Here is a 12,807-nt window from a genome sequence, read left to right as displayed (position 1 = left end):
CTTACAAATCGCCTATCAAGTCCATAATGTCATCGAGTTCTTCCAGAGAGAGCTTCTTGTCCACGAAATCACTCGGTGTTAACTCAGAATCTTTCTTTTGCATACAATGTACAATAATAGCGTTCAAATGAAATTGATAGAGTCCCATGAGCTTGTCTATCGTCGTTTTGTGATACTCATGGCGATTGTAATTCAAATAGATAACCAGCTCGCCACCGATAATCTTGGCATAGATATCTAGCGGGTGCATGCGTTCGGCATGAGGGCCTAGTACTCTGCCCCCTGGTAGATCCGATAGCGTGAACAGATCATTGTCCAGATCGGCATCGTACTGCCCCAAGTAATTAAACACAACTTCGGGTTGGCGTGTGAAATGGATGTCTCGTTTGTGGTCGGTATTTGTGAGATGCTTTAAGATGGAATACCCGATTCCTTTATTCGGAATAGCACGCATCATTTCTTTGACCAGCTTGATCTGCTCCGCCAATTGGCCCGATTTGGCAGCCGGCAGGACGACTGGGAAAAGGGAAGTGAACCAACCTACCGTACGGGAGACATTCAAGCCTTTGACAATCTCTTCACGTCCATGTCCTTCTAAAAAGACCCTAACATCGTTTGCCCCTGTCCATTCCTGCATCGCCATTCCCAAGGCAGTCAACAAGATCTCTTGCGTTTCTGTTTGGTAGGCGTGATTGGTATGGCGCAGTATTTTTTCAGTTTCCATTTTGGAAAAACGAACCGACGTTGTTATCGTCTCCAATTCGGTCTGGTAAATGGTCTCCTGGTCCTTTGGCAATGGACGGGTCGGAATGGATTCGACTTTTTTCCAATAAGCTAGTTCGTTTACAAGCTTCTTGCTGTTGGCTACGTTTTTTAGCTCTTTCGCCCATTTTTGATAAGAATGTGTTTTTTCCGGTAAAGCAATTGGATTACCTGAGGCTACTTGTTGATAGGCGATTCGGAAGTCTTCCAGAATGATGCGCCAGGAAACACCGTCAACAACCAGATGGTGAATCGCAAAAAGGAGATGGTCACCTAGTCTTGTTTTGAAGAGCGCTACTTGAACGAGCGGCCCCTCCTGTAAATTCATATTGCCTTGCAATCGGTTTGCTTCTTCTTCCACTTTGGTTCGAGCGTCCAGCTCTTCTCTAAAATCAAACACATGGAATCCGAACAGATTGGTTTCGTCGCCCCGATTAAACTGGACAAATCCCTCATCCGATTCGGCAAAGCTCATGCGCAGTGCATCATGATGAAGCACAAGTGCCTTTAGAGACTCCATGAGTAGTTCGCTTTGGAAGCCCTCTCGGCTGAAAATCGTCATGGCTTGATTCCAATGATGTCTGCTTGATGTAATCCGTTCAAAGAAGTAGTGCTGGATTGGTGTAAGAAAGACAGGCCCTGTTACCAGTCCCTGATCGATCGTGATACTCTCGGAAATGACAAACGGTGCCATTCGTTCAATCGTCGGGTATTTAAACAAATGATTGACTGCCATCATGAGATTCATCCGTTGCAGACGAGACGCGATCTGCAAACCCTTGATTGAATCTCCGCCAAGCTCGAAAAAGCTGTCTTGAATCCCTACCCGCTCGATGCCAAGTACTTCTCCCCAAATTTCGGCAAGAATCTTTTCCATTTCAGAGCGCGGTGCTACATATTCCGCTTCACTTCTCACACTTCCATCCGGTTCGGGCAGAGCCTTGCGATCTAGCTTACCATTGGATGTAAGTGGAAATTCCTTCATGAGAACAAAGTGGGCAGGTATCATATATTCTGGCAATTCACGGCGAAGCAGGTCGCGCAATTGACTAACTGTCCATTCCTTCGCGGAAAGCAGATAGGCGCATAAGTATGCCTGGTTGTTCTGGTCAGCTCGGGCCATAACCACCGCATCATCAATGGACTCTTCCTGAATCAGTTTGCTGCGAATTTCATCCAGCTCGATGCGGTATCCACGAATTTTTACTTGATGGTCCATCCGTCCGAGATACTCGATATTGCCATCCTCGCGATAGCGTGCCAGGTCGCCTGTGCGATAGATACGCTTACCAGCCTCTAATGGATGGGCAACAAATTTTTCCGCTGTCAGCTCTTCGTTATTCAGATATCCTCTCGCTAAGCTTATTCCAGCGATGCATAGTTCGCCCGGAACACCTATTGGCTGCAATTGTCCGTACTGATTGACGATGTACATTCGATAGTTCGGCAATGGCTTTCCGATGGGAACAGGATTCTCCAGTGAGTCTTTTGCGAGCGAATAGCGGGACGTATATATTGTCGCTTCTGTTGGCCCGTAGATGTTTTCCAACTTCACCTCCGGCAGTACTTCATATACTTTTGGCACGAGATCATCCGGCATCGCTTCCCCGCAAGCAAGGATGTACCGCAATCGGTTGACGTCGTTTCGCCCCTCCAGATATTCAACGAAAGGATTCAACATCGATGGCACAAAATTAATGTGGGTGATCCCCTCTTGGACTACCGCTTGCCATATTTCTTTGGGATTCTTTTCCGCCTCTGGCTCGAGAATCACCAACTTGCCATTCCCAGGAATCCACCCGAAAATTTCCGCTACAGAGATATCAAAAATGTAGGTCGTCTTCAGCAGGAATGCATCATCACACATAAGCGGATATTCATCTTGCATGGCATGGAGTACATTGAGCAGCCCCTCGTGTTCAATCATCACGCCTTTTGGCTTCCCGGTTGAGCCCGATGTGTACATGACATACACGAGGTCATCCAGCTTGTTAACTAGTGGTAGATTGCTTGTATCTGGGGAAAAGCTGCTCTCGTTGTTCAGATCAATAACATCCACTGTAAAGCTTGCTTTTTCAACAAATCGGGACTGTGCTACCACCAACTTGGCCCCGCTATCTGTGAAAATGTAAGAGATTCGGTCAGACGGACTGTTCGGATCGATCGGCAGATAGGCTCCACCTGCTTTCAACACGGCGAAAATGGCCACGATCATCTCGAAGGATCGTTCCGATATAAGCATCACCAGATCGTCTGGTTTCACCCCTTTAGTACGGAGGGTATGTGCCAGTTGATTTGCTCGGTCGTTCAGTTCTCGATACGTCATGTACTGTTCGCGGAGTACCAAAGCGATCTTGTCAGGTGTAGCACTAGCCCATTCTTCTAACAGCTGCATGATCAATTTGCTGGGGTATGTTTTAGATGTATCGTTTACCCCTAGAACCAAATCGAGGCGTTGCGCTTGAGGCATTAGTTCAAACGCTTTAACTTGCTCCTCTAAACCGTGTACGGCTTGCAAAAGGAGATGTTCGAACTGCGCAATCATACGGTGGATCATGCTTTCATCAAACAAATGGGTGTTGTATTCAAAAACAATGTGCAGCTCGTTCTCCCGCTCTACCGTTTCTAGTGTCAGGTCGAACTTGCTAATCCTGTTGTTGATATGACGCATTCGGTTTTCCAACCCTGTCTCCGATGAGCTTTGCATCATGAACATCACATCAAACAAGGGATGACGATTCCCGTCGCGTTTTGCGCCAGAGCCTTCGAGAATTTTATCAAAGGGAACGTACTGGTTTTGCAAAGCAGACAAGAGCTCCTGCTTTACCTGGTGCAGGTTATGTAAAAAGCTTTCTTCATGGTCAATCGAGAGTAGAAGTGGCAAGGTATTAACGAACATCCCAAGTATCTCTCGCGAATCTGGATGCTGTCTTCCATCTGTTACGGTACCGAGTATGACTTGCTTGCTGTCGTTATTCATTTTGGATAGCCAGACAGATACGATGGTGAGCATCAGCATATAGAGGGTTACATCGTGTTTTGTTGCTGTGGTCTTGAGCTTTCTAGTGAGTTCTTTGTTTGCGCGATACGTGATAGTAGCTCCATCAAATGTCAGTTGCGGCGGACGTTTTCGTGTAGGAAGTTGGACAACTGGAAGCTCACCCTCAAGGAGGTTTTCCCAGTAAGCAGCTTGCTGTTTGTATTCCACGCTTGAATGCCAGTCATTTTGCCATCGCGCAAACGACTTATAGGTATTTTTTACAGGGAGAAGCTGCTGTCGTTCGAGTAAAGTCTGTAATTCTTGTAACAAAATCGACTTGGATAAGCCATCCATGACAATGTGATGGGAGTCGATCCAGAGAACCTGTTTGTCAGGAGTTTCAATGATTCCAGCCCGGAGCAATGGTGCTTTTGCCAAATCGAATGGCTTGATGTGCTCTGCAAGTAGGCTGTGTACTACCTCTTCTTCACCTGTTTGTCGAACAAATGATAGATCGGACCATGTGACAATTCGTTTTACTATTTCGTCATAATGCATGTGATACGTACTTCGTAATCCTTCGTGACGTATGACTAGCTGCTGCAAGGCCATCTGGATACGCTCCACATCTACGGTTTTGGGAAAGTCAACCGTGAATGTGACATTGTATGCGATCGACTCGACATCCTGCTGCTGGATGATGTACATTCGTTTCTCCACCGCGGATGTTTCGTATTCCTGTTGAGCGACCAGTTCTTGCAATGGTTGGATGTTCGTCTGCTCTTGTTCTGTGAACAAACGTTTCAATTGGCGAATGGTTGGGTGCTTAAAAAGCTGGTCATATCTCAAATCAAAACCGATATTCTTGAACTGGGAAATGAGCTGCATGGCCTTAATCGAGTCCCCACCGCATTCAAGAAAATGGTCGTCGATTCCCACCTGCAAAATTCCTAGCACGCTGCTCCACACGTGAGCCAATTGTTGTTCAAGCTCATCAGTGGGCCCGACATAATATTCCCTCAGCAGCTCCTCATCTCCCTGTACATCTGGCAATACCCGCTTATCTACCTTTCCATTCGTGGTGAGTGGTAGAGTCTCCATGTGAACAAAGTGCGTCGGGATCATGTAATCAGGAAGATCATGTTCGAGCCATTCCCTCAGCTCGTAAAAAGGGATTTCATCAGGAGCAACATAATAGCTAACCAAGTATTTGCGGCCATCCTCACGTTCTTTGGCGATAACTGTTGCCATTTCGACCATTGGATGTTTCATGAGGAAAGGTTCAATTTCTCCTGGCTCGATCCGATATCCGCGAATTTTGACCAAGTTGTCGAGGCGGCCCAAAAACTCGATGTTTCCGTCAGGCAACCAGCGTGCTCTGTCTCCCGTGCGGTACATGCGCTCGCCCGTCTGCGGATGAATGATGTATTTCTCAGCGGTCAAATCTGGTCGGTTCACATAACCTCGTCCCAACCCATCACCAAGGATAAATACCTCGCCTGCTACCCCAATCGGTTGCAATGCCAGCTTTTCGTCCAAAATGAAGATGTAGCTGTGTGCGATAGGCTTGCCAATCGGAATGCTCTGGTATTGCTTGTCCACTTCAAAAACAGTAGCAAGGATCGTACACTCTGTCGGTCCATACAAGTTGTACAGCTTGTAAGCACCGCGCCGATCAACCTTTTTGAGCACATCCCCGCCTGTGAGCATCGCTCGAAAAGAACGATTGTCCATTTGCATGAACTGTTCAGCTGCTCCCGTCGGAAAAAAGCTGATCGTAATGCCTTCTTGGTTGCAATAATCATTCAAGGCCACCAGATCATACTTCAGTGCAGTTGGCACAATGTGTAACGAAGCGCCCGTGAGTAGAAAAGGGAACATTTCCAATACAGACCCATCAAACGAAAAACTGGAATAGACAAGTGCTTTGTCTTCAGGGCTCACTTCAAAGTACTGGCAATGCCATTCGCAAAAATTTACCAAGTTGCCATGCTCGATCATCACACCCTTGGCCAAACCTGTTGATCCCGATGTATACATGACATAGACGAGATCAGTTGATCGATTGACGTGCGGCAGATTCTCTTTTCTGTCGCTGAAGCTACCAGAGTCACACACGTCGATCACTTCAACTTCTTCGCAGATATTTTTCGCCTTTTCTATAAGGGGAGTCTGTGTCAATAAAACGAGTGCGTTACTGTCATTTAACATATAAGCAATCCGTTCATCCGGATAATCCAGATCGATAGGGAGATATGCTGCTCCTGCCTTTAGAACGGCGAGAATGCTCACTAGCATATCCAGTGATCTGTCCATCATGATCGCTACAAGATTGTCAGGCTTAACTCCTTTGACACGAAGGTTATGGGCTAACTGATTGGCTCGCTCATTAAGCTGTTTGTATGTCAGTGACTGGTCTGGACATACAGCTGCTAGACTGTCTGGTAACACTTCGACTTGTCGTTCAAACAACTGATGGTAGGTGCTATCGATCTTCTTCTCTACTTGTGCTCGTTCTCCACAAAAACGCTTTAATGCCAGTAGCTCTTTTACGGTGGTCATATTCAGGTTTTTGTAGAAATCTCGGTCTTTTTTGTAGTGAATCGACCCTCCAGCTGGTTGTGGAAATGGTGTGATCCGCCCACTTACAATATTCTCCCACTCTCGGATGAACAGGTCTTCAATCACCTGATTCGCTTTGTTGTAACAATCGATCAGTGTATCTTCGTCATCAAAAGAAATCTCTTCCTGAACAAGGATATTGCCGGTATCTATGTTCTCGTCTATGAGGTGTAGCGTAACCCCTTTTGGTGTCTCATCCCAAATGCTCCAGAAAACAGGGTCTCTCCCCTTGTTCCAGGGCAAAAGGGATGTATGTAGATTGATAATGCGCCCTTTGAAACAGGAAACGATTTCCTTACTCAGAATATAGCCGTACGCGTAACTGACCACATAGTCAATTTCTTCAAAATATTCGGTACCTTGCTCCCATTTTTTTGTGCACACGATGACTTCGTGGTTTCTTGATTCCAAGTACTGCACAATCCTGTTTTCTTTGCTCATGAATGTCGTTAGGAAAAGTATTCTCAAAAAACATCACCAGCATTTCTCATAATTTCGTTGACAAAAAGTTGACTTCGATTGAAAATCATCCTAGATGGAATTTGTGCCACTTTTTTACTTTTTCTTGCATGTTTTTACATATAACTCAAAATAATGGTTTTCTGCAAGTAGTTGTATGTAAATTTTTTTATTTTTTTGTACCCAACAATTAGAGGAAGAATGCCAAAAGGCACTACCCTGCTAGTTTTGAGGGGATGAAAGGAGGGAAGTTTACCACTGGTAAAAAATGACAAGCTTTGACAATTCTCATTTTCAATGCTGCACTTCGTTCAACATGACATTTCACTCTGATGGAATTTGCCTCTACCCCTGTACCTCAATCTCCAGTCGTTTCTACCCATTTTTGTAGTAAACTCATTACTTTTACAGATTTTTAATATTCCAAATTGGATAAAAAGGTTACGATATGGGGGCTGCATAAGCAATCGGAGTCACAGAAAAATCTAGGAAAGGGGATTTTTTTATGGAACCTGCAATCGTCATTAAGGATCTCAAAAAATCGTTTGGAGACAAAAAAGTTCTCGATGGCATTTCTCTCTCCATTCCCAAAGGTAAAATTTTTGGTCTACTCGGACCTAATGGAGCCGGAAAAACAACCACCCTTCGAATCCTGTCCTGCCTCATTGAGCCTACGTCAGGAGAAGTCAGCATCCTCGGCCATCAAATCAGCAAGAAAAAAGAAGAGATACGCAAAAAAATTGGTTGTGTAACCGAATCGCCCGGGGTGTATGACAAGCTTTCTCTGTTGGACAACCTGGAATTCTTCGCCTCCTGCTACCAGATTCCCAAAGCCAAACGTGCTTCACGCATCGAGTATTTGCTACGCCAGTTCGATTTATGGGACAGGAGAAACGATCCTGCCGGCAGATTGTCAAAAGGAATGAAACAAAAGCTTTCGATTGTTTGCGCGATTTTACACGATCCAGAGGTCCTTTTCTTAGACGAGGTCACAGCCAATCTCGATCCTGTCAGCACTCGGAAGTTGAAAGATCTGATTCGCGAGTGGGCTGCGTCTGGAAAAACGATCATTTTTTGTTCACATATTCTCGCGGAAATTGATGAGTTGTGTCATGAATTCGCCATCATTAAGGGTGAGGTGATTCGTTTAACGACGCCACAGAAGTTCCGCGAAGAGTGGACCACCTACAATGTGCTTCTTGATGTAGGCGCGGATTCTCAAAAGTCGGAACAGATTATAAAAGCCGCCGCGGAAGTTGAGACGTATAAGCGCACCGAGGATCAGTTCCACCTGAGGGTAGCCAATCCGAAGATCTCGAACCCACAGCTGATCAAAAAGCTGGTCGAAGCGGATATTACCGTCAATTACATAGCCCCCATTTCAGTGTCACTGGAGGACTCCTATCTCAGCTTGTTGAATCAAGAAAAGGAGGCGATCTAGGATGCCGGGATTTGTTATTATCCGGGAATGGAAAGAGCTTTTCGCTGCCCGCTCCGTATTGATTACGAACCTTGCGGCACCATTCGTGATATTGGTTGTCGCTCTGATCACCACTGTATTTGCCCAAAACGGTAAGATGGAGTTCATCCTTAACCTGATGAAATTGACCAATCCCCTCCTTAACATGGCAGGTGAAGATGGTCATATTGCCATTGCCCGCTTCTATTTCCTCTTGTTCCTGATCGTACCGGCAATGATCCCTTTAACATTTGCCACGACGAGCATCATCATGGAAAAAATGACAGGAACATTGGAAAGCGTACTGGTCACCCCGATTTCAACCAAGGAGTTTTTGCTTGGTAAGGTCCTAGCTTACTCCTTGCCTTCCATCGCTCTGACCTGGGTGGTCCAGCTAATCTTTCTAGGGTTCATCTTTGCAACCTTTGACAATGCTGGCGAGTATTTTTCCATCGTATTTATTCTCGCGATGCTCCTGCTGGTCCCATTTATTTCGATCATCAGCGTATCCATGAGTGTTATTGTTTCCTCCAAAGTCGACAACGTCGCAGCAGCCCAACAATTTGGTGCCATACTGGTTCTTCCGATCATCGGACTTGCTGTCAGCCAGGTCATCTTCCTTTCCATGATGAGCAATCCGGTAATCTATCTGGGAATGGTCACACTTTGTGCCGTGGTTGCCCTGATCTTGTTCCAGATAAGTATTAAGGTGTTTGATCGCGAGCATATCATTAGCAAGTGGAAATAACTGGGGATACGAAAAATAACCACCTTTTGAAATCGTTGTTGCCGAACGATTCCATAAGGTGGTTTTCCTATTTGAAAAGGGCTTTTAGCCAATAACCGCTTTAAGGGTTTGGGTCATTGTGTGCCAGTCTTCTTCTTGCATGATCGTATCCAAAGGTCTCTTCAATTCCACTAGTACATCCTCTACATAATGCTCACGTCTCATCCCCACGAGAACGCTGTGTACCTCTGGAGTGGCACGCATCGTTCTAATCGCGGATTGACTGAGGTTATCTGTTGTCATTAAATGCGGTTTCACCCTCGTCAGCTCTTTCGTGATATCCAGTGAACGCTGGTAGTCTTTGGGGGCGTAGTAGCTCTCCAAAGCTTCAGCTGTCTCCATAAGAGCTGCCTTGTAAGTATCCAGCCATTGCTGCGTCTGGTCGTCCAAGCCCTCATGTTTTTTTATCGTATTGCGAATATCCTCGATGATCGGCTCAAACAAGAAGCTTCTCACATTTTTCACATTTGTGGCGGAGTATAGCTTTTTCCAGTATTTGCGGAGTGTAGCCCCAGATGATATTTTTTTCTTCAGCTCTTTCACATCTTCTTTCTCCATTTTTAGTAATGGCAAGACGCGATAGACGATCTGATCCTCTACATCATCTACACGATTCAGACAATCCTTGATTCGACGAATGGCTTCTTTTTCGTCAACGACCGCGCTCTGATCTAGTTGGATGTTCGTCAGGCGGAAGATTTTTTCCTTTGCTGTCACATCTAGCGTCCGGTTGGTCATGACACCAAGTCCTTTTTCCTTGGCAAATAACAAGGCACTCTTGCCTTGCGCATGACTTTTTTCCAGTATGGCACCGGATTCGTACATGTTCATTGGAAACTGGATGACGCGAAAATGGTGATTCGGCGTAATCTTTTCTGCAATCTCCCAGAGGGTATCTAGTGCAACAAAATCAAATTCCTTGGCATTACTGACAAACGAATTGGCACTGACACCATAGCATTGAATACGACCTGATTCTACTTCTTTCTCCAGATGTCGAAAAGCCTTCTCAATCCGCTCTAATAATTCATCATACGCTTCCTGTTGCTTGATCTTTTTCATCTTGGCCCATAGCAAATACCACTCTGGATTGTGCAGCATGTAGCAATCAATCGTGTCCACCTGCAGGCGCTGCAGGCTGCGTGTCAGCTGGTCTTGAAGATATTCTGGGTGGATACAAATCGACATTCCTTCATGTACCGTCGTGAAGTCTTGATACGGTTTTCCTTCCGCTGTCCTCTTCGTCGTCTCCTCAGAATCCTCGCCTTGGACAATACCGGCCTTGGACACGATTACAAGCTCTTCCCGCTTTATTTTTTCTTCACTTATTAACTGCTTCAGCACATGACCGATGACTTTCTCAGCGCTGCCATTTGTATACATACTACTCGTGTCAATCAGGTTAATTCCTTCGAGCAGCGCTTTACGGAGTGCCTGCTGGTACTGCTCATCCTGTTCATCAATCCGGTACGTTCCGAATCCCACCTGGCTGATCCACACATCGAAGCTGCCAAATTGCTGATAGAAAAGATGGGGATTGGCCTGTGCTAGGCGCTGTGTCCCCTCTCGTGTTGCTTTTCCTGTCATCATCCTATCCCCCTGTACCCAGCAAGATAATTTTGAAGAGTTGACCCGACAATAGTAAGGACTTGGTCCTGGTGCGAATGGATGAAAAAATGGTCCCCTTCCAGTATGTACGTTTGAAAAGCAGCGTTCGTGTGATCTGCCCAGGCTTCAAGATGGGTTACGGAAAAATCCGGGTCCTGCCAACCGCCAATGGCCGTCAGTCCGAACTCCAGCGGTTCCTCCTCTTGATAGCGATACGTCTCGCAAATCGTGAAATCGGCCCGAAGCGTAGGGAGAAGCATATCCAGAATCTCCTTGTCCTCAAAAATTTCCTTTGGCATGCCATTCAGCGTTCGTACGCCCTCCAGAAATTCTTGATCGGGGAGATGATGGATGGCTTCACCCGGATCTGGCAGATGCGGGGCATGGTACCCGGATGCAAACAGGTGTTGCGGCTTGAGGTTGTAATGTTTGCGTAAATATCTGGCCAGCTCAAAGCTGACCAGCGTTCCCATGCTATGTCCAAAAAAGGCAAACGGTCGATTTAGATAGGGAAGAAGCGCTTCTGCCAAATCACGAATCATTGCAGACAAATCCGTGTAGCAAGGCTCTAAAAAGCGATTACTTCTGCCTGGAAGCTGCACAGGACAAACGCCAATCTGAACGGGCAGCTTTTTTTGCCAATCCCGATAAATACCAGCGTGACCACCAGCATAGTGAAAGCAAAATAATAGCACTTCTGCCTCCGCCGTCATTTTTGCAGAGAGTAGCCATCGGTTCTGGGAAACGTGCATCTTTTGCATAGGTATCCTCCTCGCTATTACTTAGGGAACAATGCGAATTTTTGCATGATCTTTTAATTGTGACTGCCCCTTGATAACTACCTTGTCTCCCGGCTTCACGCCGGAGCTGATAAGCGTTTTCTCCGTTCCTTTCGAAGCAATCGAGATTTCCTTCTCAGTTACTCTTTCTCCATTCACGACGAAGGCTACCGATTTCCCATTTCTCTCCAGGATGGCATCTGTCGGTATGAGAATCCCTGCTTGTCCATTGATTGAAGAAACTTCTGCCTTCATTCCGGGAAGTAGCGTACCTTTTGGATTTGGCACTTCGATTTCCACGGGGAAAAGCTTAGATTGGTCAGAAGCCTTTAGTCCCACGTAGGTAATGCTGCCCTTGACCTTGATATTTTGAGAGGGAACCTGCAAATTTAGCTGTGTTCCTTTTTGAAAGCTTGCCAACGCTTTTTCAGACACATTCACCTTCACAATCATCGGATCAAGGTTAATTACCGTTGCAATAGGCTTTTGCGGGTTGATCGTATCGCCTTCTTGGACTTGGATATCGGTGACAATGCCGTCAATTGTTGATTTAATCAGCGTGTTTTCCAACGCATTCCTAGAAATATCCACTTCAACCTGTCCTTGTTGCACATTTGCTTGCGTGACTCGTCCATTTTTATCAGCTGTATTCACTTGCGAGCGAGCATTAATCAAAGCGGTTTGCGCCTGATCCAGCTGGCTTTGATACTGGTTTTTTGCTTGCAGAAATGCGTTTTCTGCATTCTCGAGCTCACCTTTGGACAAAGCTTTCTCTTCAAACAGCTTTTTAGAGCGGTTGTAATTTGCTTGCGCCAGCGTCAATCCTTGTTCCATTGTACGCTTGACACTCGCATAGGTTTGCTCCGCCTGCTTCAGTTGACTGTTTGCCAATTCGCCAGACGTCCCCATTTTGTTGGAGTGCTCGAGATTTGCGTTGGCGACTGCTAATGCCGCCTCAGCTTGGCGCAGTTTCAGTTGCGCTTCGGTTTGATCCAGCTTTCCGATGACTTGCCCTTTTTTTACTGTGTCCCCTTTTTTCACCAAGATTTGTGAGACAGTTCCGGTAGTTTTCCCGTAAATACTCACATCCGTGTTGGCGAATACCTCCGCCAGTAACCTGTCGGAGTCTTTGAGTTCCCCTTCTATGACTTCCTCTACTTGAACATCAACGGAATTCTCCACCTTAATCGTTTCAACCTCCGTACTGGACTGGCTTTCGATTGGTGTTCTTCCTTCTGTTGAATTGGTCTTGTCTACGGATTGTGAATTGCATCCCGAGATGATCGTCAAGCCTAAAAGACATGCCACGCCTGAGCTGATTAGCTTCGTCTTCTTCATTTTTAGTAAACTC

General features: G+C 46.0%; 6 protein-coding genes. 2 read left to right on the top strand and 4 right to left on the bottom strand.

Annotated features, from left to right (window positions below; translation table 11 throughout):
• Position 1: 1 nt before the first annotated feature.
• Positions 2-6,832: a linear gramicidin non-ribosomal peptide synthetase LgrA gene (lgrA, locus tag C7R94_RS08880; RefSeq protein ID WP_106780144.1), complete on the bottom strand. Its 6,831-nt coding sequence runs from the start codon at positions 6,830-6,832 to the stop codon at positions 2-4.
• 496 nt (positions 6,833-7,328) lie between these two features.
• Here lgrA and C7R94_RS08875 point away from each other — a divergent pair, with 496 nt between their 5' ends.
• Both C7R94_RS08875 and C7R94_RS08870 read left to right on the top strand, forming a co-directional pair.
• Positions 7,329-8,264: an ABC transporter ATP-binding protein gene (locus tag C7R94_RS08875; protein ID WP_106780142.1), complete on the top strand. Its 936-nt coding sequence runs from the start codon at positions 7,329-7,331 to the stop codon at positions 8,262-8,264.
• 1 nt (position 8,265) lies between these two features.
• Positions 8,266-9,030: an ABC transporter permease gene (locus C7R94_RS08870; protein WP_106780139.1), complete on the top strand. Its 765-nt coding sequence runs from the start codon at positions 8,266-8,268 to the stop codon at positions 9,028-9,030.
• Between the two features lie 84 nt (positions 9,031-9,114).
• Here C7R94_RS08870 and C7R94_RS08865 read toward each other — a convergent pair whose 3' ends face one another.
• From C7R94_RS08865 to C7R94_RS08855, 3 genes are read right to left on the bottom strand one after another with little or no spacing between them, the layout of a single operon-like run.
• A complete protein-coding gene (locus C7R94_RS08865) occupies positions 9,115-10,659 on the bottom strand; it encodes an aldo/keto reductase (RefSeq protein ID WP_106780136.1) in 1,545 nt (514 codons plus the stop codon).
• Positions 10,656-11,438, bottom strand: a complete 783-nt coding sequence (gene lgrE, locus C7R94_RS08860) for a linear gramicidin aldoreductase LgrE (protein WP_106780134.1) — start codon at positions 11,436-11,438, stop codon at positions 10,656-10,658. Before lgrE ends, C7R94_RS08865 begins: the two co-directional genes overlap by 4 nt.
• Positions 11,439-11,459: 21 nt before the next feature.
• Positions 11,460-12,794 (bottom strand): efflux RND transporter periplasmic adaptor subunit, encoded by a 1,335-nt coding sequence (locus C7R94_RS08855; RefSeq protein ID WP_106780131.1) that lies wholly within the window; start codon positions 12,792-12,794, stop codon positions 11,460-11,462.
• Between the last annotated feature and the right edge of the window lie 13 nt (positions 12,795-12,807).

It is taken from the genome of Brevibacillus sp. NRRL NRS-603, assembly GCF_003013445.1.
In the GTDB taxonomy this organism is placed as follows: domain Bacteria; phylum Bacillota; class Bacilli; order Brevibacillales; family Brevibacillaceae; genus Brevibacillus; species Brevibacillus formosus.
This window is presented reverse-complemented; position numbering and strand designations above follow the sequence as displayed.

Coding starts and splice junctions, on each gene's coding strand:
- C7R94_RS08865 (WP_106780136.1), bottom strand. CDS start 10,659: ATGATGACAGGAAAAGCAACACGAGAGGGGACACAGCGCCTAGCACAG.
- C7R94_RS08875 (WP_106780142.1), top strand. CDS start 7,329: ATGGAACCTGCAATCGTCATTAAGGATCTCAAAAAATCGTTTGGAGAC.
- lgrE (WP_106780134.1), bottom strand. CDS start 11,438: ATGCAAAAGATGCACGTTTCCCAGAACCGATGGCTACTCTCTGCAAAA.
- C7R94_RS08870 (WP_106780139.1), top strand. CDS start 8,266: ATGCCGGGATTTGTTATTATCCGGGAATGGAAAGAGCTTTTCGCTGCC.
- C7R94_RS08855 (WP_106780131.1), bottom strand. CDS start 12,794: ATGAAGAAGACGAAGCTAATCAGCTCAGGCGTGGCATGTCTTTTAGGC.